This is a genomic window from Streptomyces sp. NPDC014870 (assembly GCF_043081505.1).
Taxonomy (GTDB): Bacteria; Actinomycetota; Actinomycetes; order Streptomycetales; family Streptomycetaceae; genus Streptomyces.
In genome coordinates, this window is sequence record NZ_JBIBWQ010000003.1 from 695,982 (window position 1) to 720,375 (window position 24,394).

The 24,394-nt window shown below is 73.6% G+C and carries 19 protein-coding genes, 1 tRNA gene and 1 pseudogene; 11 read left to right on the plus strand and 10 right to left on the minus strand.

What is annotated here, in order from left to right:
- Nucleotides 1-16: 16 nt before the first annotated feature.
- The 5 genes from topA to ACF09C_RS11950 all read left to right on the plus strand — a co-directional run bounded on the left by topA (nucleotide 17) and on the right by ACF09C_RS11950 (nucleotide 9,536).
- On the plus strand, nucleotides 17-2,854 hold the full coding sequence (gene topA, locus ACF09C_RS11930) for a type I DNA topoisomerase (protein ID WP_392091236.1): 2,838 nt from the start codon (nucleotides 17-19) through the stop codon (nucleotides 2,852-2,854).
- A gap of 188 nt (nucleotides 2,855-3,042) precedes the next feature.
- On the plus strand, nucleotides 3,043-6,420 hold the full coding sequence (gene tmk, locus ACF09C_RS11935) for a dTMP kinase (protein WP_392091237.1): 3,378 nt from the start codon (nucleotides 3,043-3,045) through the stop codon (nucleotides 6,418-6,420).
- A 132-nt stretch (nucleotides 6,421-6,552) separates the two neighbouring features.
- Complete coding sequence (locus ACF09C_RS11940; protein ID WP_392091238.1) at nucleotides 6,553-7,755, plus strand: DNA polymerase III subunit delta'; 1,203 nt, start codon at nucleotides 6,553-6,555, stop codon at nucleotides 7,753-7,755.
- Between the two features lie 55 nt (nucleotides 7,756-7,810).
- The gene (locus ACF09C_RS11945; protein ID WP_392091239.1) at nucleotides 7,811-9,364 is read left to right on the plus strand and encodes an alpha/beta hydrolase; all 1,554 of its coding nucleotides are present in this window, start codon (nucleotides 7,811-7,813) and stop codon (nucleotides 9,362-9,364) included.
- A gap of 95 nt (nucleotides 9,365-9,459) precedes the next feature.
- Nucleotides 9,460-9,536, plus strand: a tRNA-Thr gene (locus ACF09C_RS11950).
- Nucleotides 9,537-9,646: 110 nt separating this feature from the next.
- Here ACF09C_RS11950 and ACF09C_RS11955 read toward each other — a convergent pair.
- On the minus strand, nucleotides 9,647-9,847 hold the full coding sequence (locus tag ACF09C_RS11955; RefSeq protein WP_392091241.1) for a hypothetical protein: 201 nt from the start codon (nucleotides 9,845-9,847) through the stop codon (nucleotides 9,647-9,649).
- 39 nt (nucleotides 9,848-9,886) lie between these two features.
- Between ACF09C_RS11955 and ACF09C_RS11960 the strand changes: the two genes are divergently transcribed.
- Nucleotides 9,887-10,093, plus strand: coding sequence for a hypothetical protein (locus ACF09C_RS11960; protein ID WP_392091242.1), 207 nt, complete (start codon nucleotides 9,887-9,889; stop codon nucleotides 10,091-10,093).
- 205 nt (nucleotides 10,094-10,298) lie between these two features.
- A complete protein-coding gene (locus tag ACF09C_RS11965) occupies nucleotides 10,299-10,994 on the plus strand; it encodes a pyridoxamine 5'-phosphate oxidase family protein (protein WP_392091243.1) in 696 nt (231 codons plus the stop codon).
- A gap of 3 nt (nucleotides 10,995-10,997) precedes the next feature.
- Here the strand turns inward: ACF09C_RS11965 and ACF09C_RS11970 are convergent, their stop codons facing one another.
- The 3 genes from ACF09C_RS11970 to ACF09C_RS11980 all read right to left on the minus strand — a co-directional run bounded on the left by ACF09C_RS11970 (nucleotide 10,998) and on the right by ACF09C_RS11980 (nucleotide 13,174).
- A complete protein-coding gene (locus tag ACF09C_RS11970) occupies nucleotides 10,998-11,624 on the minus strand; it encodes a dihydrofolate reductase family protein (protein ID WP_392091423.1) in 627 nt (208 codons plus the stop codon).
- A 104-nt stretch (nucleotides 11,625-11,728) separates the two neighbouring features.
- A complete protein-coding gene (locus tag ACF09C_RS11975) occupies nucleotides 11,729-12,574 on the minus strand; it encodes an RNA polymerase subunit sigma-70 (RefSeq protein WP_392091244.1) in 846 nt (281 codons plus the stop codon).
- A 51-nt stretch (nucleotides 12,575-12,625) separates the two neighbouring features.
- Nucleotides 12,626-13,174: a DUF6479 family protein gene (locus tag ACF09C_RS11980; protein ID WP_392091246.1), complete on the minus strand. Its 549-nt coding sequence runs from the start codon at nucleotides 13,172-13,174 to the stop codon at nucleotides 12,626-12,628.
- On the opposite strand from ACF09C_RS11980, the gene ACF09C_RS11985 reads away from it, so the two are divergent.
- Together ACF09C_RS11985 and ACF09C_RS11990 are read left to right on the plus strand one after the other, a co-directional pair.
- The gene (locus ACF09C_RS11985; protein WP_392091247.1) at nucleotides 13,173-13,682 is read left to right on the plus strand and encodes a SigE family RNA polymerase sigma factor; all 510 of its coding nucleotides are present in this window, start codon (nucleotides 13,173-13,175) and stop codon (nucleotides 13,680-13,682) included. The genes ACF09C_RS11980 and ACF09C_RS11985 overlap by 2 nt on opposite strands.
- An 88-nt stretch (nucleotides 13,683-13,770) precedes the next feature.
- Nucleotides 13,771-14,997, plus strand: a complete 1,227-nt coding sequence (locus ACF09C_RS11990; protein ID WP_392091248.1) for a hypothetical protein — start codon at nucleotides 13,771-13,773, stop codon at nucleotides 14,995-14,997.
- Nucleotides 14,998-15,218: 221 nt separating this feature from the next.
- On the opposite strand, the gene ACF09C_RS11995 is transcribed toward ACF09C_RS11990, so the two are convergent.
- Nucleotides 15,219-16,925: a bifunctional 3'-5' exonuclease/DNA polymerase gene (locus ACF09C_RS11995; protein WP_392091250.1), complete on the minus strand. Its 1,707-nt coding sequence runs from the start codon at nucleotides 16,923-16,925 to the stop codon at nucleotides 15,219-15,221.
- 155 nt (nucleotides 16,926-17,080) lie between these two features.
- Nucleotides 17,081-18,340, minus strand: a complete 1,260-nt coding sequence (locus ACF09C_RS12000; protein WP_392091252.1) for a LuxR C-terminal-related transcriptional regulator — start codon at nucleotides 18,338-18,340, stop codon at nucleotides 17,081-17,083.
- 138 nt (nucleotides 18,341-18,478) lie between these two features.
- On the opposite strand from ACF09C_RS12000, the gene ACF09C_RS12005 reads away from it, so the two are divergent.
- Both ACF09C_RS12005 and ACF09C_RS12010 read left to right on the plus strand, forming a co-directional pair.
- A complete protein-coding gene (locus ACF09C_RS12005; protein ID WP_392091254.1) occupies nucleotides 18,479-19,396 on the plus strand; it encodes an NADP-dependent oxidoreductase in 918 nt (305 codons plus the stop codon).
- A 34-nt stretch (nucleotides 19,397-19,430) separates the two neighbouring features.
- Nucleotides 19,431-19,703: a hypothetical protein gene (locus tag ACF09C_RS12010; protein ID WP_392091255.1), complete on the plus strand. Its 273-nt coding sequence runs from the start codon at nucleotides 19,431-19,433 to the stop codon at nucleotides 19,701-19,703.
- 19 nt (nucleotides 19,704-19,722) lie between these two features.
- Here the strand turns inward: ACF09C_RS12010 and ACF09C_RS12015 are convergent.
- From ACF09C_RS12015 to ACF09C_RS12030, 4 genes and pseudogenes are all read right to left on the minus strand, one after another.
- Nucleotides 19,723-20,304: pseudogene (locus ACF09C_RS12015) on the minus strand (serine hydrolase domain-containing protein); the annotation flags it as partial.
- A 176-nt stretch (nucleotides 20,305-20,480) separates the two neighbouring features.
- Nucleotides 20,481-22,601, minus strand: coding sequence for an ABC transporter permease (locus ACF09C_RS12020; RefSeq protein ID WP_392091256.1), 2,121 nt, complete (start codon nucleotides 22,599-22,601; stop codon nucleotides 20,481-20,483).
- Nucleotides 22,595-23,458 carry an ABC transporter ATP-binding protein gene (locus tag ACF09C_RS12025; RefSeq protein ID WP_392091257.1) on the minus strand — a complete coding sequence of 288 codons (864 nt, stop codon included), beginning with the start codon at nucleotides 23,456-23,458 and terminating at the stop codon, nucleotides 22,595-22,597. Before ACF09C_RS12025 ends, ACF09C_RS12020 begins: the two co-directional genes overlap by 7 nt.
- 107 nt (nucleotides 23,459-23,565) lie before the next feature.
- Nucleotides 23,566-24,378, minus strand: a complete 813-nt coding sequence (locus ACF09C_RS12030) for an NAD(P)H-binding protein (protein ID WP_392091258.1) — start codon at nucleotides 24,376-24,378, stop codon at nucleotides 23,566-23,568.
- Nucleotides 24,379-24,394: the final 16 nt, after the last annotated feature.

Genomic DNA, 24,394 nt, shown 5'->3' on the forward strand with positions numbered 1-24,394 from the left:
GGAGAGAAGAGCGAAGTTGTCCCCGACCAGCGAGACCGCACAGGGCGGCCGCCGACTCGTCATCGTCGAGTCGCCTGCCAAGGCGAAGACGATCAAGGGCTACCTCGGCCCCGGCTACGTCGTCGAGGCGAGCGTCGGGCACATCCGCGACCTCCCGAGCGGCGCGGCCGAGGTGCCGGAGAAGTACACCGGCGAGGTGCGCCGCCTCGGTGTCGACGTCGAGCACGACTTCCAGCCCATCTACGTCGTCAACGCCGACAAGAAGGCACAGGTCAGGAAGCTCAAGGAGCAGCTGGCCGAGTCCGACGAGCTCTTCCTCGCCACCGATGAGGACCGCGAGGGCGAAGCCATCGCGTGGCACCTCCTGGAAGTCCTGAAGCCCAAGGTCCCGGTCCACCGGATGGTCTTCCACGAGATCACCAAGGACGCCATCCAGGCGGCCGTCCGCAACCCGCGCGAGCTGAACAAGCGCATGGTGGACGCCCAGGAGACCCGCCGCATCCTCGACCGGCTGTACGGCTACGAGGTCTCGCCGGTCCTGTGGAAGAAGGTCATGCGCGGCCTCTCCGCCGGCCGCGTCCAGTCCGTCGCCACCCGGCTCGTCGTCGAGCGCGAGCGCGAGCGCATCGCGTTCCGCTCCGCCGAGTACTGGGACCTCACCGGTACCTTCTCCACCGGCCGCGCCGGCGACCCCTCCGACCCGTCCTCGCTGGTCGCCCGCCTGAACTCGGTCGACGGGGCGCGCGTCGCCCAGGGCCGTGACTTCGGCGCCGACGGCCGGCTGAAGACCGCGAACGTGCTCCACCTCGACGAGGAGAAGGCGCGCGCGCTCGCCGCCTCGCTCGCCGACACCTCCTTCAGCGTCCGGTCGGTCGAGTCGAAGCCGTACCGCCGCTCCCCGTACGCCCCGTTCCGGACGACCACCCTCCAGCAGGAGGCGAGCCGGAAGCTGGGCTTCGGCGCGAAGGCGACCATGCAGGTCGCCCAGAAGCTGTACGAGAACGGCTTCATCACCTACATGCGTACGGACTCCACGGTCCTCTCCGACACCGCCGTCACGGCGGCTCGCGCGCAGGTCACGCAGCTGTACGGCGCCGACTACCTGCCGGAGAAGCCGCGCGTCTACGCGGGCAAGGTCAAGAACGCGCAGGAGGCGCACGAGGCGATTCGTCCTTCGGGTGATCGTTTCCGCACCCCGGCGGAGACCGGCCTGACCGGCGACCAGTTCCGGCTCTACGAGCTGATCTGGAAGCGGACCGTCGCCTCCCAGATGAAGGACGCGACCGGTAACTCGGTCACCGTGAAGATCGGCGGCCGGGCGGCCGACGGCCGCGACGCCGAGTTCAGCGCGTCCGGCAAGACGATCACCTTCCACGGCTTCATGAAGGCCTACGTGGAGGGGGCCGACGACCCGAACGCCGAGCTGGACGACCGCGAGCGCCGGCTGCCGCAGGTCGCCGAGGGCGACGCGCTCTCCGCCGAGGAGATCACGGTCGACGGCCACGCGACCAAGCCGCCGGCCCGCTACACCGAGGCCAGCCTGGTCAAGGAGCTGGAAGAGCGCGAGATCGGCCGCCCGTCGACGTACGCGTCGATCATCGGCACGATCCTCGACCGCGGCTACGTCTTCAAGAAGGGGACGGCGCTCGTGCCGTCGTTCCTCTCCTTCGCCGTGGTCAACCTGCTCGAGAAGCACTTCGGGCGCCTCGTCGACTACTCCTTCACCGCCAAGATGGAGGACGACCTCGACCGCATCGCCCGGGGCGAGGCCCAGGCCGTGCCGTGGCTGAAGCGCTTCTACTTCGGCGAGGGCGGCGGCACCGGCGAGGGCGGCGCGGCGGACGCAGGCAACGGCGACGGCGACCACCTCGGCGGTCTGAAGGAGCTGGTGACCGACCTCGGCGCGATCGACGCCCGGGAGATCTCCTCCTTCCCGGTCGGCGAGGGCATCATGCTGCGCGTCGGCCGCTACGGCCCGTACGTCGAGCGGGGCGAGAAGGACGCAGAGGGCCACCAGCGGGCGGACGTGCCCGAGGACCTCGCGCCCGACGAGCTGACCGTCGCGTACGCCGAGGAGCTGCTCGCCAAGCCGAGCGGCGACTTCGAGCTGGGCACCGACCCGGTCAGCGGCAACCAGATCGTCGCGAAGGACGGCCGGTACGGCCCGTACGTCACCGAGATCCTGCCCGAGGACACCCCGAAGACCGGCAAGAACGCGGTGAAGCCGCGGACCGCCTCGCTCTTCAAGTCCATGGCGCTGGACACCGTGACGCTGGAGGACGCGCTCAAGCTGATGTCCCTGCCGCGCGTGGTCGGCGCGGACGCCGAGGGTGTCGAGATCACCGCGCAGAACGGCCGCTACGGCCCGTACCTGAAGAAGGGCACGGACTCGCGCTCGCTGACGGACGAGGAGCAGCTCTTCACGATCACGCTGGAGGAGGCGCTCGCGATCTACGCGCAGCCCAAGCAGCGTGGCCGGGCGGCCGCCAAGCCGCCGCTGAAGGAGCTGGGCACCGACCCGGTCAGCGAGAAGCCGGTCGTCGTCAAGGACGGTCGGTTCGGCCCGTACGTGACGGACGGCGAGACCAACGCGACCCTGCGGACCGGGGACAGCGTCGAGGACATCACGCCGGAGCGCGGCTACGAGCTGCTCGCCGAGAAGCGGGCCAAGGGGCCGGCGAAGAAGGCGGCCAAGAAGGCGCCCGCGAAGAAGGCGGCCGCCAAGAAGGCCGCCCCGGCGAAGAAGACGGCGGCCAAGAAGACCGCCGCGAAGAAGACGACGACGGCCACGGCCAAGACGGCGGCGGCGAAGAAGACGACCGCCGCGAAGAAGACGGCGGCGAAGTCGGAGTGAAGACGGCGGCCAGGTCGGAGTGAAGACGGCGGCGAAGTCGGAGCAGTAAAGCGGAACCCCGCGCTCTGCGGCGGGGTCTTGTAAGGGGCGGGGGCAAGTGACCCCCGCCCCTTACACGTTTCCCCGCCCCCCGACGTTTGTTCGGATGGAGGCCACGGGGAGTCAGAGGGTCCGGATAGGGTGGACGGATGACGCGAGCAGAGCAGCCAGACTCCGACGTCGCGCTTGTCGCAGACTCAAGGGAGCGTGCCGTACGGGCGCTTTTGCGCCATCAGCCCTTGCGACGGTTGTGGAGCGCCCAGTTCGTCGGAGGCACCGGTGACGCGCTCGCCGTGCTCGTCCTGGTGCTCCTCGGACTCCAGGCGGCCGTCTCCGAGCAGGCCTTCGGAGGCGGGTACCGGGGCGCCGCGTTCGCCGTCGCGGCCGTGATCGGCGCCCGGCTGCTGGCCTCGGTGCTCTTCGGCGCCGTCCTGCTCGGCCCGCTCACACAGCTGACCGGCCCCAAGGGCCCCCTCGACCGGCGCTGGACCATGATCGGGGCGGACGCCCTGCGGATCGCGCTGCTCGTGATCGCGCCCCTGTGGATCGACTGGACCCCGGACAAGGCCCTCGGCTTCCTGCTCGGGACCGTCTTCGTCGTCGGCGCAGCCGAACGCCTGTGGACCATCGCCCGCGAGGGCGCGGCCCCCGGGCTTCTGCCGGCACCGCCGCTGGAGGGCGCCGCCGTGCGCCCGCTGCCGGACCACCTCGACGCGCTGCGCAGGCTGTCGCTGCGCACGGGCTTCCTGGCCGTACCGGCCGCCGCCGCCGTGCTGCTCGCCGCCACGCTGCTGAGCAACCTGCTCGGCGCGGGCATCGACTGGTTCACGCTGCACCAGGCCGCCCTCGGCTCGTACGTCGCCGCGGGTCTGTTCGCCGCCTCCGTCTCCGTCCTGTACTTCGTCGAGCTGCCCGGCGGACAGACCCCGAGGCCGCGCTCGCCCCTGGAGGGCCTGCGCCTCGCCGGCGCGGAGAAGGGCCGCACGGGCGCGGTCGGACTGCTCGTGATCGCCTGCGCCACGGTCGCCGGAGCCATCGCCGCCGCGGCGGCGGTCGCCGTCCTCCACGCGTACGACCTGGGCGGCGGTCCGGTCACCTTCGCGCTCCTGATCCTCGCGCTGAGCGGGGCCACCGCCGTCGGCATCCGCACGGCCGGCTCCGTGCTCACCGTGCTCTCCCGCCGCCGCCTCCTCGCCCTCGCGATCGCCCTCACCGGCATCGCGCTGCTCGCGATGGGCCTCGTGCCGGACACGGCCACGGTGCTGCTGCTCGCCGTACTCGCCGGGTACGCGGCCGGGGTCGCCGCCAACACCGGCCACACCCTCATCGACCAGGAGACCGAGGAGGCCCGGCGCCCCCGGGTCACCGAGCACCTGCAGGCCGTCGTCCGGGTCGCCATGGCCGTCGGCGCGCTCGCCGCGCCGCTGCTCGCCGCCGCGATCGGACCGCACCGGCTCGCCTCGGGCAGCTTCGTCTTCGCCCACGGCGGCGCCGCGTTCACGCTGATGCTGGTCGGCGCGCTGCTGCTGCCCGTCGCGGCCCTCGTCCTCGCCAAGACCGACGACCGGGCCGGCGTACCGCTGCGCCGCGACCTGCGCGACGCGCTGCGCGGTGCCGACCCGGTGCAGGCGCCCGCGCCGACCGGCTTCTTCATCGCCCTGGAGGGCGGCGACGGCGCCGGCAAGTCCACCCAGGCCGAGGCGCTCGCCGAATGGATCCGCGCCAAGGGCCACGAGGTCGTCGTCACCCGCGAACCGGGCGCCACCCCGATCGGCAAGCGGCTGCGCTCGATCCTGCTCGACGTCTCCAGCGCCGGGCTCTCCAACCGCGCCGAGGCGCTGCTGTACGCCGCCGACCGCGCCGAGCACGTCGACTCCCTGGTCAAGCCCGCCCTGGAGCGGGGCGCGGTCGTCATCTCCGACCGGTACATCGACTCGTCCGTGGCCTACCAGGGCGCCGGACGCGACCTGTCGCCGACCGAGATCGCCCGCATCAACCGCTGGGCGACCGGCGGGCTCGTCCCGCACCTGACCGTCCTCCTCGACGTCTCCCCGGAGACCGCGCGGGAACGGTTCACCGAGGCCCCCGACCGCCTGGAGTCCGAGCCGCCGGAGTTCCACGCGCGCGTGCGGGCCGGATTCCTCGCCCTCGCCGCCGGTGACCCCGGCCGCTACCTCGTCGTCGACGCCGGCCAGGAGCCGGAGGCCGTCACCACCGTCGTACGCCACCGGCTCGACCGGATGCTGCCGCTGTCCGAGGCCGAGGTGAAGGCCCAGGAGGAGGCGCGCCGGAAGGCCGAGGAGGAGGCCAGGCGCAAGGCGGAGGAAGAGGCCGCGCGCAAGGCCGAGGAGGAGCGTCTCGAGCGCGAGCGCCAGGAGCAGCTTGCCAAGCTCCGCGCCGAGGAGGAGGAGCGCAAGCGCCAGGAGGAGGAAGAGGCGCGCCGCCGCGAGGCCGAGCGCCAGGCCGAGGAGGCCCGCCGCCGCGCGGAGGAGGCCCGGCTGGCCGCCGAGGAGGAGCGCAAGCGGCGCGAGGCCGAGGAGAAGGTCCGCCGCGAGGAGGAAGAGCGGCGCCGCAAGCAGGCCGAGGAAGAGGCCCGGCTGCGTGCGGAGGCGGAGGAGCGTCGCCTGGAGAAGCAGCGCAAGGCCGAGGAGGCCCTGCTGCGCGCCGAGGAGGCCCGTCGGCTGGCCGAGGCGGCCGCCGCGAAGGCGGCTGAGGAGGCCCAGCGGAAGGCCGAGGCGGAGGCTGAGGCGGCGCGGAAGGCCGAGGCGGTGGCCGAGGCCGCTCGGAAGGCTGAAGCCGAGGCCGAGGCCGCTCGGAAGGCCGAGGCGGAGAAGGCCGCCAAGGCCGCTGCGGCGGCGGAGGCGAAGGCGGCCGCCGAGGCTGCCGAGGCGAAGAGGGCGGCGGAGGCCGCTGCGGCGGCGAAGGCCGCGGAGGCCAGGAAGGCGGCGGAGGCCGCCGCTGCGTCCGCCGCGTCCGCTGCTGCGGCGAAGGCGGCCGAGAAGGCGAAGGCCTCCGCGCAGTCGTCGCCGTCCTCGGACTCGGCCGAGTCGGCGAACGAGATCACCGTCCCGACGCCGGTCGTGCGGCCGGACGAGACCCGCCCGGACGACGACGTGACGCAGGTCGTCCCCATGGTGTCGCCGAACGAGGTCACCGTCCCCACACCCGTCGTGCGCCCCGACGACGTCCGGCCCGAGGAGCGGACGACGGTCCTCCGACCGGTGCGGGACGCGGAGGAGACCACGGTCCTGCCGCAGGTGCCGGCCGCCGACGAGACCGCCGTGCTGCCTCCCGTACGGGACGCGGACCCGGCGGACCGGGTCCCGCAGGGGATCTTCCGTGACGAGCCGGACGGTGCGAACGACCGGACGCGCGAGCTGCCCCAGCTCGACGATCAGGGCCGCCCCAAGCGCCGTTCCGACTGGGCGGAGGAGACCCCGCTCGACGACCTCCCGTCCCTGGCGGACGAGCTGCTCGGCCCGCACGACGACGAGAACGACGGCCGCCGCAGGGGCCGCGGCCGCTGACGCCCGGCACCCTCGGACCGCCCGTCGTCTTCCGGCGGGCGGTCCGGGGTGTCACGGGGGTGTCAGTGGGGTGCCCCACAATGGAGGGCGTACCAGGGCAGGACGTACCTGGGGCGTACCTGAGGAGCGCACATGGCCGTATGGGACGACCTCGTCGGGCAGACGCGGGTGGAGGAGCAGCTGGCCGCCGCCGCGCGGGACGCCGACGCGTTCGTGACCGCCCATGCCACCGGTGCGCCCGTCCCCGAGGCGTCCAAGATGACCCACGCCTGGCTCTTCACCGGCCCCCCGGGCTCCGGGCGGGCGACGGCGGCGCGGGCCTTCGCCGCCGCGCTGCAGTGCGTCAGCCCGGACCGGGCGCTCGGCGGTGCGCCGGGGTGCGGGTTCTGCGACGGCTGCCACACCGCGCTCGTCGGGACCCACGCCGACGTGGAGATCGTCCGTACGGACCTGCTCTCCATCGGTGTGAAGGAGACCCGTGACCTCGTCCGGCGCGCCCAGCTCTCCCCGGCGGTCGGCCGCTGGCAGGTGATCGTCCTGGAGGACGCCGACCGGCTGACCGAGGGCGCGGGGAACGTGCTCCTGAAGGCGGTCGAGGAGCCGGCGCCGCGCACGGTCTGGCTGCTCTGCGCGCCCTCCCTGGAGGACGTGCTGCCCACCATCCGCTCGCGCTGCCGGCACCTGACCCTGCGGACGCCTCCGGTGGACGCGGTGGCCGACGTGCTTGTCCGGCGGGACGGCATCGAGCCGCAGGTCGCCGCGGCCGCCGCCCGCGCCACCCAGGGCCACATCGACCGGGCCCGCCGCCTGGCCACCGACGAGCGCGCCCGGGCCCGCCGGGCCGTCGTCCTCAAGCTGCCGCAGCGGGTCGGCGACATCGGCGGCTGCCTCAAGGCGGCCCAGGAGCTGATCGACGCGGCCGGCGAGGACGCCAAGCAGGTCGCCGAGGAGATCGACGCCAAGGAGACCGAGGAACTGAAGGCCGCGCTCGGCGGCGGCCAGGGCGGGCGGATGCCGCGCGGTACGGCCGGCGCGATGAAGGAGCTGGAGGAGCGCCAGAAGCGCCGCAAGACGCGTACCCAGCGCGACAGCCTGGACCTCGCGCTCACCGACCTCACCGGCTTCTACCGCGACGTGCTCACGCTCCAGCTCCGTACGCGCACGCCGATAGCCAATGAGGACGTACGGGACGCGGTGGAGCGGATCGCCATGGACACGGCCCCCGAGCGGACCCTGCGTCGGATCGAGGCGGTCCTCGCCTGCCGCGACGCGCTGGACCGGAACGTGGCCCCGCTGCTCGCGGTCGAGGCGATGACGATGGCACTGCGCGACTGAGTCGTCGGCGGGGGCGATTGGACACGTTACGTACTCGTACGGATACGCTCCGGGCATGGACTCCAGGCGTTTGCTCCGCACGTCCGCGACGGCCGTCGTCGCCGCCGGACTGATCCTCTCCGGCTGTACGGGCGGCAGCGACGCCGCCGCCCCCGCGGGCGCGCCGGTGTCGCTGGCCAGGACCGCGCCCGCCACACCGGACCCGGCCCTGCGGAGCTTCTACACGCAGAAGCTCACCTGGCGGGACTGCGGCGTCCCGCGGTTCCAGTGCGCGACGCTCCGCGCGCCGCTCGACTACGCGAAGCCGGCGGCCGGCGAGATCGAGCTCGCGGTCTCCCGGGTCGCGGCCACCGGCCCCGGCAAGCGCCTCGGCTCGCTCCTGGTCAACCCGGGCGGCCCCGGCGGCTCCGCCGTCGGCTACCTCCAGGGGTACGCGGGCATCGGCTACCCGGCGGCGGTCCGCGCCCAGTACGACATGGTCGCCGTCGACCCGCGCGGGGTGGCGCGCAGCGAACCCGTCGAGTGCCTGACGGGGCCGCAGATGGACACGTTCACGCAGGTCGACCAGACGCCCGACGACGGCAAGGAGACCACCGCCCTGACGGCGTCCTTCAAGGGGTTCGCGGCGGGCTGCGCGAAGCGCTCGGGCGAGATCCTGCCGCACGTCTCCACGGTCGAGACGGCGCGGGACATGGACATCCTGCGCGCGGTGCTCGGGGACGAGAAGCTGACGTACGTGGGTGCCTCGTACGGGACCTTCCTCGGCGCGACGTACGCGGAGCTGTTCCCCGGCCGGGTCGGACGGCTTGTCCTGGACGGGGCGATGGACCCCTCGCTGCCCGCGATCGACCTCGCGCGCGATCAGACCGCCGGCTTCGAGACCGCGTTCCGGGCCTTCGCGGCCGACTGCGTCCGGCAGCCCGACTGCCCGCTGAGCACGGAGTCGGTCGACGCGGCCTCCGAGAACCTGAAGAAGTTCTTCCGTACCGTCGACGCGGAGCCCGTGCCGACCGGCGAGAGCCGCGCGCTCGGCGAGTCCCTGGCGACGACCGGGGTCATCGCGGCGATGTACGACGAGGCGGCGTGGCCGCAGCTGCGCGAGGCGCTCACCCGGGCGATGGGCGGCGAGGGCTCGGGCCTGCTGGCCCTGGCCGACAGCTACTACGAGCGCGAGGCGGACGGCACGTACTCGAACCTGATGTTCGCCAACACCGCCGTGAACTGCCTCGACCTCCCGGCGGCCTACACCGGCCCGGCGGACGTCGAGAAGGCGGTCCCGTCCTTCGAGAAGGCCTCCCCGGTCTTCGGCGAGGGCCTCGCATGGGCGGCCCTGAACTGCGCCTACTGGCCCGCCGAGGCCACCGGCCGCCCCCACCGCATCACCGCCGAGGGCGCCGCCCCGATCGTCGTCGTCGGCACCACCCGCGACCCGGCGACCCCCTACAAGTGGGCCCAGTCCCTCGCCTCCCAGCTCTCCTCCGGCACCCTCCTCACCTACGAGGGCGACGGCCACACGGCCTACGGCCGGGGCAGCGACTGCGTCGACACCGCGATCAACACCTACCTCCTGACCGGCACCCCCCCGACCGCGGACAAGCGCTGCACGTGAGGGGTGTCGCGCACCACACGAGCATGGTCAGGAGCACCCCGGAAACTGTGTAGACTTGGCGAGGCCGCTGCGCCCAACATGGGAACGCACGGCATGCCGCCTTAGCTCAGTTGGCCAGAGCAACGCACTCGTAATGCGTAGGTCTCGGGTTCGAATCCCGAAGGCGGCTCCATCGAAACCCCAGGTCAGATTCTTTCTGACCTGGGATTTCTTGGTTCAGCGGACGCGTCGACGGAGCCGGGCGCGGACTGTCTCCGCCGGGGTCGGGGGGAGCGTCGGGCCCTACGGGTTCCTCCGTGAGCCTTCAGGGGCGTTCACGGTCAGCCGGATACGTGAACCGCCGGGTGTGTCGGCGGTCCACGCCGCGAAGGACACCGACTGCACCAGCACGCTTTCGGCTGCCTTGACGAACTCGGGCCACTCGTCGGCCGCGCGGGTCAAGAGACCGGGGTTCTCGGACGCGCCTGATGTCTCCGTCAGCATCGTCGTCTCGGCTCCTCGCCCGCTCTCTGTGCGGGCATCATGACATTCCATCAGGCAGGCGATCTCGAGGCTCAGTCGGCAGACATCCGAAGCGCGGCCCTCCGGGGCTTCGGCGCGATCCGCGCCGGCGACGTCACCCGCGCCCTCGCCACGGGCCTGCGCCGCCGCCCGGCCGAGGAGACCGTCGCGGACACGTGGGCAGCCTGGCAACAGGGCGTGGCAGAGGGTGAGTTGAGGGCGGTCTAGGGCCGAGCGCGGAGGCGGAGGAGAAACTCCTCGCGGGAGGGGAGAGCCGGTAGCCGTCCGGTGGCCGTTCCGACAGGCGGGCGGTGGTGGCGGCGCGCGCCCGGAGGACGTAGAAAACCCGGAGCACGCGCTCACACCGCAACGAGCGATCGCATCGGAGTGCACGCTCGCACCGGCATACGCGCTCCCCGAAGAAGAGGACTCCATGAGCACCGCCCCCGCAGGGACACCCGCCGCACCGGACGACCTCGGCCCCACCGAGCGGACCCGCCTCCGCCGGATGCGCCACAAGGGCAGCCACCGGCGCGCCGATCTGGAGGCGGTGCTCGCCGCCGGGTTCCTCTGCCACCTCGGCGTCACCGTCGACGGCACCCCGATGGTGGTGCCCACCGTGTACGGCACCGAGGGCGACCGCCTGTACGTGCACGGCTCCGTCGCCAGCCGCAGCCTGGTCCAGGCGCCCGACGCGACGGTCTGCGTCACCGTGACGCACGTCGACGGCCTGGTCCTCGCCCGGTCGGTCTTCGAGCACGGGGTCAACTACCGGTGCGCGATGATCTACGGCGTTCCGCGCGTGGTGACCGACCCGGAGGAGAAGCTGCGCGGGCTGCGGGCGCTCACCGAGCAGAGCACGCCCGGCCAGTGGGAGTACGCGCGGCAGCCCAGCCGGAAGGAGCTGGCGGCGACCTCGCTGCTGGCCCTCGACCTCACCGAGGCATCGGTCAAGATCGCCTCGGGCCCGCCGGACGACGGCGAGGGACCGGACGCCGCACTGGGCCTGTGGGCCGGGGTCCTCCCGGTCGTCACGACCTTCGGCACCCCGGTACCCGACCCGCTCCTGCCGACCGGCATCGAACCGCCCGCGCACATAGCGGGCCGCTCGGGGAGCCGGCTCGGCTGAGGGTCACTTCCGCCAGAACAGATGGTGGGTGACACCGCTGGGGCTGGGCACGACCTCCAGGTGGAAGCGGTCGAGCAGCTCGTCCGGGGACTTCCAGAGCCGTGATCCCGCGCCGAGTTCCACGCTGTCGGCGACCGCGACATGGAGGGTGTCCACGAGGTCGGCGTCGAGGAACTCCCGTACCGTGGCGGCCCCGCCGCCGAGCCGGACGTCCTTGCCGTCGGCCGCCTCCCGCGCCTGCGCGAGGACCGTGGCGGGGTCGGCGTCGACGAAGTGGAACGTGGTGTCGGAGAGCGTGAAGGACGGCCGCACATGGTGGGTCATCACGAACACCGGTGTGTGGAACGGCGGTTCGTCCCCCCACCAGCCCTGCCACTCCAGGTCCTGCCACGGCCCGCGCTGCGGCCCGAACTTGTTCCGGCCCATGATCTCCGCGCCGATGTTGTTCGCGAAGTCCCGGGTGAAGTAGTCGTCGATGCCCCGGGTGCCCCCGGGTTCGGTGCGGTTCGGCCAGCTCGCCGTGGCTCCGGCCCAGGAGAACATGGTCCCGGGGTCGGCGTGGCCGAAGGGCCGTTCGAGGCTCTGGTTCTCGCCCGCGCCGAATCCGTCGCGCGAGACGCAGAAGTTCATGACTCTGAGCAGTTGGTCCTGGTGCACGGGTCTCCTCCTGAGGCTGTCGAAGGGGTGGACCGTCCCGGCTGGCGGAACTCATCGGCGGCGGCCGTGGGGAACCCTCAGCCGGCTTCCAGGACCTCCACGCGCAGCCGGTCCAGATGGGCGGGTTCCATCAGGACGTCGACGGCCGTCACGCGCCCGTCGATCACGGTGAAGGCCATCACCGCGTCGGGGCCCGTCCCGACCAGCCCCGCCGCGCCGTCCACGAGCGCGGGGCGTGCCGTCCCGGCCCGCTCGGCGAGGAGCTCCGCGACCGCCGGAGCCCCGTGGGCGGTGGCCGCCCCGGCGCGTACCGCCGCCGCGTCGGCGCGCAGGAGGACGTCCGGGTCGAGGAGCGCGCGCAGGCCGTCCGTGTCCCCGTCGCGCGCGGCGGCGTGCAGCGCGGCCACGACGTCGCGCTGACGAGGAAGGTCCCGCTCGGGCATCTCCTCCGTGCCCCGCACACGCGTGGCCGCCCGGCTCAGGAGCTGACGGGTGGCCGCGGGGGTGCGCTCCACGACGGGGGCGACCCGGTCGATCGGCACCGCGAACATGTCGTGCAGCACGAACGCCACGCGCTCGGCGGGCGTCAGCGTGTCGAGCGCGGCGAGCAGGGCCGGGTCGACGGAGTCGGCGGCGCCCGATCCGGAGCCGGCGCCGGTGCCTCGCTCCGGCGCGCGGGGCTCGCCCGTGGCCCACGGGTCCCAGGGGTCCTGGCGCCGGGACTCGCGGGCCCGGAGCCGTTCGAGGCAGACGCGCGCGACGAGGGCGTCGGGATCATCGGCACCGGGACCCACAGCGCCGTCCGCCGACCCCAGCGCCCGTCCGACCGCCTCTGCGGCCTCTGCGGCCTCGGCGGCCTCGGCGGCCGAGCCGAGCAGCCGGTACGCGATCGCCCGCAGCCGCCCGGCGTCGTCCTGCCTCACGGCGTCATCGACCACCTCTCCGCTCCACCTCCCTCTCGGGTCACTGCGCGATCAGTCGCCGTGACCCGTACCGCCGCTGCCGAAGCCGCCACTGGAGATCCCGCCCCACTTGCGCTTCTCCTCGCTCGGCGGGTCGGGCGAGGTCTCCGTGCCCGAGGTGCCGCCGTTCTTCAGCTCGTAGGGCATGAGGCGGTGCTCGCCGTCGGTGTGGGGCATCTCCGCCGGCCGCCGGTACTCGGACATCTCGCCGGGCAGACCGCCCTCGGGCCGGTGCGGATGCTCCTCGGCCTTGGGAGTGGGGGACTCCTTGTCCCGGACCCTCATCCCGAACCAGAACGCGCCGATCAGTACGGCGACCACGACCAGGCCGCCGAGAACCTGGGCCAGCCCGGACTGCCAGACACCGGCCGCCGTCGTGACCCCTGCGGAATCCACGAGAAAACCGTTCATGTTCCAGAGATACCCATCTCGGACCAATCTGAGCAAGACATAATTTTCCGGACCTGGTGATCTCCCGGCTCGAACACGGGTGAAACATTTCCCCGGCGCCGTCGCGTCAATGAGGTGTAGGGCGGTCGGCGCGACGGAGGGGAGGGACATGAGGCAGTCCCGTGCGGACGAGTTCCTGGAGTTCGCGGCTGCCAGGTCGGGCCATCTCTACCGGTCGGCATGCCTGCTGACCAGCGGAGACACCCATCTGGCCGAGGACCTGGTGCAGGAGACGCTGGGCCGGATGTACGCGATGTGGGGTCGCGTCCACAGGGTCGGCAACCCGGCCGGGTACGCGCAGACCGTCCTGGTCCGCACGTTCCTCAGCCACCGGCGGCGACGCTCCGCGACCGAGCGTCCCCTGGGCGAGCTGCCCGACCGGGCCCCGGAGGACGGCGACGATCCGGCGCTGCGGATCGCCCTGCTCGACGCGCTGGCGGCGCTCGCGCCCAAGGACCGGGCGGTGGTGGTGCTGCGGTACTGGGAGGACCGCAGCGTCGAGGAGACGGCCGACGCGCTCCATGTCAGCTCGGCGGCGGTCCGTACCCGCACGTCCCGGGCGCTCGCCAAGCTCCGGCAGCGGCTCGGCGGCAGCATCGTCGAGTTCGCACCCCGCTGACCGGCGACTTCTTTCAGATTTTCGATTCCTTTCAGCTCTTTCAGCTCTTCTCAGGGCTTCACTCATGGACCGGAGACGGTGATTCGGCATGCCTCTGAACGAGGGACACGACGGTTTCGAGGACGAGTTCGGTGCGGCGATCCGCCGTACCGGTGACGGTTTCGCCACCGAGGACGGCCGCGGGCTCGTGACCGGGGGCCTGACGCGCGGCAGGCGCCTGGTGAAGCGCCGCCGCGCGGCCGCCGTGACCGGCGGGGTGCTGGCGTTCGCGCTGGTGGGCGTCGGCGGGGTGTACGCCGGTGACCTGCTGGGTTCGGGTACGGAGGCCGAGGGCTCCTCGGTCGCCGCGCCGCGGGGCACGGCCCCCGAGGGAGCCCTGGGGGCCGTCCTCAAGGCGAACACGCCGCCCGGCACCTGGAGCTTCGACCACAGCGACGCCATGTCCGTCTCGGCCGTCTACGAGGACGGCAAGGGCCCGGCGGGCGTCACCGTGGGCCTCTACCGGGCGGGACAGAGCGAGGAGTCCTCCGCGGGCCAGGTGACCTGCCCGGACAAGACGTACGTCCCGCACGACGCGTGCAAGAGCGACAGGCTGCCGAACGGCGACCGGCTGATGGTCCTCCAGGGGTACGAGTTCCCGGACCGGCGCACGGACACCAAGACCTGGCGCGCGGTCCTGCTCACGAAGGACGGCTTCCTGGTCGACGCCAGCGAGTCCAACGCGGCCGGCGCCAAGGATTCCGCCGTCACGCGCACGGACCCGCCCTTCAGCCCCGCGCAGCTGGAGACGCTGGTCACGGCGCCGGGCTGGCGGCCGCTCCTGGAGAAGCTGCCGACCCAGACGGTGCCGCCCACCCCGGGCAACAGCACCCCGCCGCAGGCCGTGGGTGGTGCGGATGTCCGGGCGACCCTGCGCTCGCTGCTGCCCAAGGGCCTGACGGTGGTGTCGAGCGGGGAGCAGGACGAGGAGTTCGCGTACGTCGTCGTGAACGACGGCAAGGGCAAGAGCCTCGTCCAGATCAATGTGCAGAACCGCATGGCGGACGTCGCCCCGCACCTCAGGTCGGGCGGCGCTGCGCAGCTGCCCGACGGACGACTGGTCCTGGTCACCGAGCAGCCCGGCGAGAAGGGCGGCGCGGGCGTGACGGCCTGGACGGCCGAGTCCCTGACGCCGTCGGGCTTCCGGGTCGTGATCTCCGCGTTCAACACGGGCGCGCAGCACGAGGCGGCGACGCGCGCGAAGCCCGCGCTGACGAAGGCGCAGCTGCGGGAGATCGCGCTGAGCCCGAAGTGGTCGAAGTTCGAGACGGAGTAGTTCGAGACCGAGTCGTTCGAGACGGAGTAGTTCGAGACGGAGTAGTTCGAGACGGAGTAGTTCGAGACCGAGTCGTTCGAGACGGAGTAGTTCGAGACGGAGTAGTTCGAGACCGAGTCGTTCGAGACGGAGCGGTTCGAGGGGCATCGGCGGACGGGCACGGGCGGGGCAGTGAGGGACGGCCCCGCCCGTGCCCGTCGCGTCGGCCCGTCGCCCGCCCGTCACTTCGCGTCCGCGTACCGCTCCACCGTCGCCGTCGTGAACGGGAAACGGACCGGTGTGTGGCCGAAGGCGATGCGGCCCGCCTCGTCCCCGGCCGCGCGGATCGCCTCCGTCACCGCCTCGGCCTCCTCCGCCGGGCAGTGCACGATCACCTCGTCGTGCTGGAAGAAGACCAGCTCGGCCCGCATCCCCGCGGTGGCCCGACGCAGCGCGGCGAGCATCAGCAGCGCCCACTCCGCCGCGCTGCCCTGGACGACGAAGTTGCGCGTGAACCGGCCGCGGGCCCGTGAGTTGCCGGAGGCGTAGCCGGGCGTGTACTCGCCCTCCCCGGCCGCCGGTTCGACGTCCTGGCCGCCGCCCTCCTGTGGGATGCCGGCCTCGTCGTCCTCGGCGCTGCCGACGGCGCGCGGGCTGGTCCGGCCGAGCCAGGTCCGGACGAGCAGCCCGTCCTCGCCGGCCTTCGCCGCGTCGTCGACGTAGGCCACGGCGCGCGGGAAGCGGCGGCGCAGCGCCGCCAGGTTCTTCAGGCCGTCGCCGCTGGTCTGTCCGTAGATCGCGCCGAGCAGCGCGAGCTTGGCGTGCTCGCGGTCGCCGGAGAAGCCGCGGTCCGAGAGGCGGGTGTAGAGGTCGTCGGGGTGTCCGGCGACCTCCATGAGGCCGGGGTCGCGGGAGATCGCGGCGAGGACCCGGGGCTCCATCTGGTCGGCGTCGGCGACGACGAGCCGCCAGCCCTCGTCGGCGACGACGGCCCGCCGGACGACCTTGGGGATCTGCAGGGCGCCGCCGCCGTTGGTGGTCCAGCGGCCGGTGACCGTGCCGCCTGGCTGGTACTCGGGCCGGAAGCGTCCGTCCCGCACCCAGTCCTGGAGCCAGGACCAGCCGTGGGCGGTCCAGATCCGGTACAGCTTCTTGTACGCGACGAGGGGCGCCACCGCCGGGTGGTCGAGTTCCTCCAGCTCCCAGCGGCGCGTGGACCGCACCCGGATCCCGGCCCGGGCGAAGGCCTTGACGACGTCGGCGGGCAGGTCGGGGCGGACGCGGTGACCGAAGGCGGCGGAGATCTCGTCGGCGAGCTCCGCGAGGCGCCGGGGCTCGCCCCCGCCCGCGTACCGCTCGCCCAGCAGCTCGTGCAGCAGCTCCCGGTGCACGTCGGCGCGCCACGGCAGCCCGGCCCTGTGCATCTCGGCGGCGACGAGCATGCCCGCGGACTCGGCGGCGGTGAGCAGCCGCATCCGCCCCGGGTGGGCGGTCCGGTCGTGCCGGGCCTGCTGCTCGGCGTAGACGGCGAGGAGGTCCTCGAAGGAGACGGCCGTGGCGGTCGGCCGGGCCTCGAAGAGGGAGTCCTGCGAGCCCGGCTCGGCGGCCCGCTGCGGCGGATCGGGCGGTACGGGGGCGTTGCGCAGGCGGGCGAGGGCGGCGGCCGCGGACCGGGGCTCCCCGAGCCGCCCCTCGTGGCCGAGCAGGAGTCCCTCGGCGACCTCGATGTCGTAACACCGCTCGACGCGCACCCCTGCGGCGAGCAGCCTGGGGTGGATCTCGGCGGTGGACCGCCACACCCAGCGGGTGACGCCGGGCCGGGAGCGGACGGCCTCGACGAGGTCCGGCTCGCGCAGGACGGGGCCGGTGGGCAGCGCGTCGGGGCCGAGGGGGACGAGCCGTGCTCCGTCCCCCTCCGCCTCGGCGGCCAGCGCCCACCTCTCGCTCATGGGTGCGAGTCTGGCACCCGGCACTGACAGCGGCGGTCGGACAGGGCCGGTCGGACACCATCGGCCGGACAGTGCCGGTCCGACAGTGCCGGTCCGACAGTGCCGGTCCGACAGCGCCGGTCCGACAGGGTCGCTCCTCGCTCCTACGTGGCCGACTACGCCGCTCTGTGGAACATCGCGGCGGCCTCGCCCCGCGACCCCACCCCGAGCTTGGTGAGGATGTTGGCGACGTGGAACTTCACGGTCGACTCGCTGATGTGCAGCTCGGCCGCGATCTGCCGGTTGCGGTGGCCGAGGGCGAGGTGGGTCAGGACCTCCAGCTCGCGTTCGCCGAGGCCGGTGAGCGGGTCGACGGCGGCGCCGGGCGCTTCGGGGGTGGCGAGCGGGAGGGTCGCCGTGAAGGTCGTGCCCCAGCCGGGGACGGCGTCGAACTCGAGGCGCCCGCCGAGCACGTCGAGCCGGTCGGTGATGCTCCCCGCGCCCGCCGGGCAGGTGTCCAGGGTGCCGGGGCCGTCGTCCCGCAGGGTGGCCCGCAGTTCGTGCTCGGTGACCTGCCAGCTGACGTGGACCCGGCCGACCGCCTGCTGTTCGAGGACGACGAGCAGCAGCGCGTGCACGATGGCCCGCGCACCGTGGGCGACGTCGGCCGGCAGGGTGCGGGGGGTGTCGGGGGCCCCGAGTTCGAGCCGTACGGGGCTGTGCCGGAGCATCGTGCGCAGCCCGTCCGCGAGCCGTTCGAAGGCCTCGTGGGCGGGTTCCTCGGCGACGGAACGGTCCCGCGTCGCCTCGGCCCGCATCTGGATCAGCGCGTTGCCGGCGAGGTCGACGGCGGTGGTCCGGGCGGAGGCGTCGTCGAGGGCGCGGCTGCGGAGCACGGCGAGGATCCCGGAGAGCGCCGAGGAGTGCGCGGTCGTCAGCTCCGCGATGACCCGGGCCCGGGTGTCGGCGGCGGTCCGCGACCGGGCCAGGGCGCCGGGCATCGCCTCGACGGCGAACCGGTCGAAGTGACTGGTCACCAGATCCCAGAGCGCCTGGACGACACCGAGGACGTCATCGGCCACGTCCGCGTCCTCGTGCTCGTCCTCCGCGCGGACGAGCACGAGGACGGACCGACGGGCGGTCGCGTCGCTGGTGACGGCGACGATCGCGCGCTCGACGCCACCGGCGACGACGCGGCCCTGCCAGGGCCGTCCGGGGATGCCGGAGGCGAGCAGCGGGGTGAGTTCGGCGGCGGTCGGCAGCCCGGGTCCGGGCTCGCCGACGCTCTTGTACGGGGAATGGGCGCAGTGGGTGGCGAGTTCGGCGGCGGCGTCGTGCGGGATCAGCGGCCCGAGCGCGGCGGAGAGCCGGGGCAGGATCCGCCCGAGGGGCTGCCGGATGATCTCGTACGCGGTGGTCAGCGTGAGCGCGTCCATGGGGGGAGCTTAGGCCTGCCCTTTCGGCCAGGCAGGCCTGTCCGAACGACGGGCGGAGAAAGGGGAGCGGCGCGACAAGCTGGACCTCGACGGCGAACGACAGTCGACGTCAGCCAACGAGGGTCCACGGAGGCCGAGATGGAAGCGATCGTGTACGAGGAGTTCGGCGGCCCGGAGGTCCTGCGCCACGCTTCGGGGCTCGCGCTGCCCGAGCCGGGTGAGGGCGAGATCCGCGTGAAGGTGGTGGCGGTAGGCGTCAACCCGGTCGACTACAAGCGCCGTTACGGCTGGGTGGAGGCGTTCTACCCGACGACGTTCCCCGCCGTGCCGGGCCTGGAGTTCGCGGGCACGGTGGACGCGCTGGGGCCCGGGGTCACGGGGGTGCGGGTCGGCGACGAGGTCCTGGGCTGGACGACGACGGGCGCCTACGCCCAGTACGCGCTGTCGGACCTGTGGGTCCCGAAGCCGGCGGAACTCTCCTGGGAGCAGGCCGCGAGCCTCCCCGTGGCGGGCGAGACGGCGCAGCGGGTGCTGGACCTCCTCGGCGTGCGGGCCGGCGAGACGCTGCTGCTGCACGGTGCGGCGGGCGCGGTCGGCTCTGCGGCGGTCCAACTGGCGGTCGCGGCGGGCGTGACGGTGATCGGCACGGCGTCGGAGCGGAACCACGCGTACCTGAAGTCCCTGGGCGCGATCCCGGTGACGTACGGCGAGGGCCTCGCGACCCGCGTCCGAGCGGCGGCCCCCGACGGCGTCGACGCGGTCTTCGACGCGGCGGGCCACGACACGCTTCCGGTCTCGATCGAGCTGATGGCGGGCGAGAAGACCCGCATCGTCACGATCGCGGCGCCGGACGCGGAGGCCCACGGCATCGTCTTCTCGGGCGTCATCGGCGACCGGGAGAAGGTCCGCGCGGACCTCACCACCCAGGCGAAACTGGCGGCGACGGGCGCCCTGACGCTCCGCGTGGCGGAGACCTTCCCCCTGAAGGAGGCGGCACGGGCCCAGGAGCTGAGCGAATCGTCCCGCGCACAGGGCAAGTTGATCCTCCTTCCCTGACCAGGGCCCCCGTGCGAGGGGATGGGGGATGGGGATGACGGGCGTCAGCACGGCGGGGGAGGGCAACCTGCAGGCCGCGGAGGCGAGGGGCGGCCGCTACTTCGCCTTCGACGCCACGCCGCACGCGCGCGGCACGGTCGAGATCGCCCAGGGCGAGTACGAGGCCGTCCTGGAGAGCGACCAGCGCACGATGCTGGCGATCCCGGGCCTGCTCTTCCTCACCGCCGCGTACTTCGCCCTGGCAGCCGCAGAACTCCGCCGAGCGGAGCGCGAGGCAGGCCGGGCCCTTGTGGGTAAGGCCGGCTGACCTCCTCGGCGGGTGACGGTCAGCCGTACATCGCGACGCGGTAGAGCGCTTCGAGCGCGTGGTCGATGGCATGGGGCTCGGGCCGGCCCGAGGAGTCGAGCCTGTTGTACCTCTGCAGGTTCACCGCCACAGCCATCTGCCGCCTGCCGTCGGCGCGGGTCATGGCCAGTGTTCCGGCACCCCAGACCGTGCCGCCGTGACCCCAGAAGGTGGCCTGGCCGGGAGCTTCCATCGGGTACAGGCCCAGGCCGTAGTCATTCGTCTTTCCGTCCTGGGTGACGACCGGGACGGTGCGTCGCATCTGCGCCAGTGCCGAAGGGCTGACGATCTCGCCGGCCAGCAGCAGTCCGTAGAAACGGTTGAGGTCGGCGACGGTCGATATCAGTGATCCCGCCAACCCCGCCCATGACATGTCGAACACGCTGTAGTCGCGCGGTGGGTCGATCATGCCGAACCACGCCTCGTAGAGCCGCGAGTGAGGCCCGTCGATGTCGGGCCCGGTGGGGAGCTCGGTGTCGCGGAGTCCGGCGCGCTCGATGACGTTCCGGGTGATGTACCGCTCGGCCGTCGTGCCCGTCACCCGCTCCAGGAGTTCGCCCATGGCTTCGTGAGGCTGGGCGGCGGTCTGCCACCCTGAGCCCCCTCGATCGTCCGACCCTCCCCCGGCGGTCTGCCCTCTGCCCCCGGCGGTCTGCCCTCTGCGCCGCCCGGACCCCAGGACGGGGCGGTGACCCGGCTCCGACCCTGGTCACCGCCCCGTCCACCTACCTTCGCCGCTCAGCGCGTCGCGCGCCACGCGGGGAGGGCGGAGGCGGCCGTCGCGACGAGGGCGCAGGTGGCCGCCGACGCGGCGACGGCGATCCAAGGGACGGTGAGCGCGACCGGGGCCGAGAGGGCCGCAAGGGCGGCGCCCTGGAGGGCCAGGCAGGCCGCCGTCACCGTGAGGCCCAGCGCCGTACCGATCGCCACCGCGAGCGCCGACTCGCCCGTCACGACCCGCAGGATCTGGGCGCGGGTGGCGCCGACCAGGCGGAGCGCGGCCAGTTCCGAGCCCCGTACCGAGGTCGCCATCAGGAGTGTGTTGGCGAGCGCGATCACCGTGTAGACGAGGGCGATGCCGAGGACCAGGAGCAGGCCGAACCGGGCTTCCGGGCTCGATGCCGGGTGCGTGGCGGCAGCCCAGTCCTCCACGCTCCGTACCGTCCCGCCCGCGGCGGCCAGCGCCTCCGCGTCCACGCCCCGTACCGCCCCGCCGGCCCCCGCCCCCGCCCCCCGCGCGTCGATCCGGTCCACGACCGCCCCCGGGGCGTTCGCCCGCGTCACGTACGGGCCGTTGTCACCGGTCCCGAGCGCGAGCACCGCCGCCACCCGCAGCCGGACCGGGCCGCTCCCGTCCGCGCGCCACACCTCCACCACGTCACCCACCGTCCGCCGCTCGAACTCCTCGTTCACGACGATCGACCGGTCGTCCAGGTCGGCCACGTCCCCGGCCACCACCGGCAGCCGCGACAGTTCCGCGAAGGCCGCCGGGTCGGACACCGCCCGCGCCCCGTACTTCACCAGCGCCTCCTCCCCGTCCCGTACGAAGACCGAGGTGGCGCCCGTCGCCGACGTACCCGGCACCGGCAGCAGGGCGTCGCCCGTCACCACCCACTCCGCCCGCGTCTGCTCCCGCGCCTCCGCCGCCTTCGCGCTCGTGACCGTCGCCGACGCCCCAAGGAGCGAGCCGGCCAGCGCGACCGTCACGAGAACGGGCGCGGCGACGGCGGCGGTACGGCGGACGGCCGCCGCGCTGTTCTCCCGTACGAGCATCCCCGTCGCCCCCGGCAGCCGCACCGCCCGCGCCACCGGCCCGACCAGCACCGGGGCCAGCAGTGCCACGCCCGTGATCAGGAGCATGGGCACGGTCGTGTACGTCTTGCGCTTCAGCAGTTCCGAGGGCTCGGTGACACACGTCCACGCCAGCAGTGCCGCGCCCGTCACCAACAGGCCCGTGCCGAGCAGCGCCCGGCCGAGCGGCAGCACGTCCCGGTCGACGTCCGCGTCCCGCAGCGCGTCGGCCGGACCGACCTTCCCCGCCCGCCGCGAGGCGGCGAAGGCGCCCGCGAGAGCGACGGTCACGCCCGTCCAGAAGGCGACGTGGAAGGGCCAGGCGGCCCCGCCGATCGCGAACCACTCGGGCGCGAGGCCCCCGTCCACGAGCACGCGCGCCACCCAGGGCGCCGCCCACCCGCCGAGCGCGCACCCGGCGGCGGAGGCGAGCACGCCGACCCCGGCGGCCTCCGCGAGCAGCATCCGCCGCACCTGACCGGGCGTCGCGCCCGCCGTCCGCAGCAGCCCGAACTCCCGCCGCCGCAGGGCGACCGCGAACGCGAACGTGGACGCGACGACGAAGACGGACACGAAGGTCGTGACGCCCCCGGCCGTGCCGAGGAGGGCGTTGACGGCGACGAGCGCCTCGGCGTCGCGCTCCGGTTCGGGGTCGGCGAGCCGCCGCTCGTCCCCGGTGAGCACCCGGGCCCGGTCGCCGACGAGCGTACGGACCTCGGCGGCGGGGGCGTGGACGCCGACGGCGTCGGGGCCACCGGAGGTGGTGACGGTCCAGCGGGCCTTCAGCTCGCCGAGCAGTTCGATATCCACAGGCTGTGGACGGTCGAGCTGCTGCGACACGGTGGCGGTGGCCGGACCCCGCCGTACCTCGACGGTGACCGCGTCCCGCCCCTTCACGACCACGGGCGCCGCCGCGAACCGCTGCGGGGCGCGCTCGGGCGCGTCGAAGGTGGCGGAGAGGCCGAGGCCCATGGTGGTGAGGAGCCCGACGCCGAGGGCGAGGGCGACGAAGCTGCCGAGGAAGGCGGCCCAACGGGCGCGCAGCCCGGAGAGGGCGACGGTCAGCACGGGAGGACCTCCACCCCGGACTCGGCCACCCCGGAGGCGGCGGGGCCGGAAGCCGCCTCGGCCACCCCGGAGGCGGCGGGGCCGGAAGCCGCCGTCGACGTACCGGCCGACGCCGAACCCGCCTCAAGACCGGCCATCCGCCCCGCGACGCCCTCCACCGTGGGCCGGTACAGCTCACCCGCCACCGTCCCGTCGACGAGGAACACCACCCGGTCAGCCCGCGCCGCCGCCACCGGGTCGTGCGTGACCATGATGATCGTCTGGCCGTCCCGGTCCACCAGCTCCCGCAGCATCGTCAGGACCTCGCGGCTGGTGGTGGAGTCGAGGGCGCCGGTCGGCTCGTCGCCGAAGAGCACCGCCGGGCGCGTGATCAACGCCCGTGCGATCGCGACCCGTTGCTGCTGCCCACCGGACAGTTCCCCGGGCCGGTGGTGTTCCCGCCCGCCGAGCCCGACCCGTTCAAGGGCCGCCCGGACCTCGCCCCGCGACACCCGCCGCCCCGCGAGCCGCAGGGGCAGGGCCACGTTCTGGGCGGCCGTCAGCGAGGGCAGCAGGTTGAACGACTGGAAGACGAAGCCGATCCGCTCCCGCCGCAGCAGCGTCAACCGCCGCTCGCTCAGCCCCGCGAGACCGACCCCGCCCACCTCGACCGTCCCGCCCGTGGGCCGGTCGAGGCCCGCCGAACACTGCAGCAGCGTGGACTTGCCGGAACCGGAGGGCCCCATGACGGCGGTGAAGGTCCCGGCACGGAAGTCCAGGTCGACGCCGTCCAGGGCCCGCACGTCCCGGTGATGGCGGCGAAGGCCGACCAACCGAACGGCGATGTCGGAACAGTCGGATTGGCTCGTTGAAGTCATGCCCCAAGCGAATCGTCTCCCCGCCCGCCGATCACGACCACTGATGGGCGTCCCCGAGGTATGCCTGGCCCTACCCCCGCCGTACGGCTGTCCGTCCGCCGTACGCGCTACCCCCGCCGCACCGCCGCCACGAACACCTCCAGCGGGTCCAGCGGTGCCCGCCCCAGCAGCTCCCGCAGGTCGCTCTTGACCCCCGTACCGTCCATGAAGCCGTGGGCGATGGCCGAGTACGTGCCCGTCAGCATCGGCACCTGGAAGTCCACGGCCCCGGAGGCCGCGATCGCCGCCCGCGCCTCGGCGAGCGTCCCGGGGGCGTAGGTGGCGCCCAGGGCCTCCGCCAGGTCCGCCCCGCCGAGCGGGCGTTCGCCGACGAGTTCGTAGGTGCGGCCGGCGTGGGCGGCCGGGTCGGTGGCGACGCGGACCGCGATCTCGGCGAGGTCCGCGCGCGCCACCGCGGCGAGCCGGCCGTCCCCGAGGGGCCCGGTGATGCGGTGGTCGGCGTCGGGCGTCGCGATCCAGGTGAGGAACTCGGCGTACAGACCGTTCCGCAGCACCGTCCACTCGACGCTCGACCGCTGGAGCCGCCGCTCGGTCCAGCGGTGGGCGAGGGAGTACGTGAGATGGTCGCCGTCGCCGGAGAGGCTGGTGTAGACGACGTGCCGGACTCCGGTGGCCTCGGCGGCGGATATCGCGGCCTCGTGCCGGGCGATCACGACGTCGTCCTCGCCGTACCCGGCCGAGATCAGCAGCAGGGTGTCCACCCCGGCGAAGGCCTCCGGCAGGCTCGCGGGCGCGTCGAAGTCGACGTGACGGGTGCCGGGCAGCCCGGCCCGGGTGCCGAGGAGCACGTCCTCCCGCCCCGCGAGGCGCTCCGCGACGAGCGAGCCGAGACCGCCGGAGACACCGGTGACGAGCAGCATGATTCCCCCTGGTTTC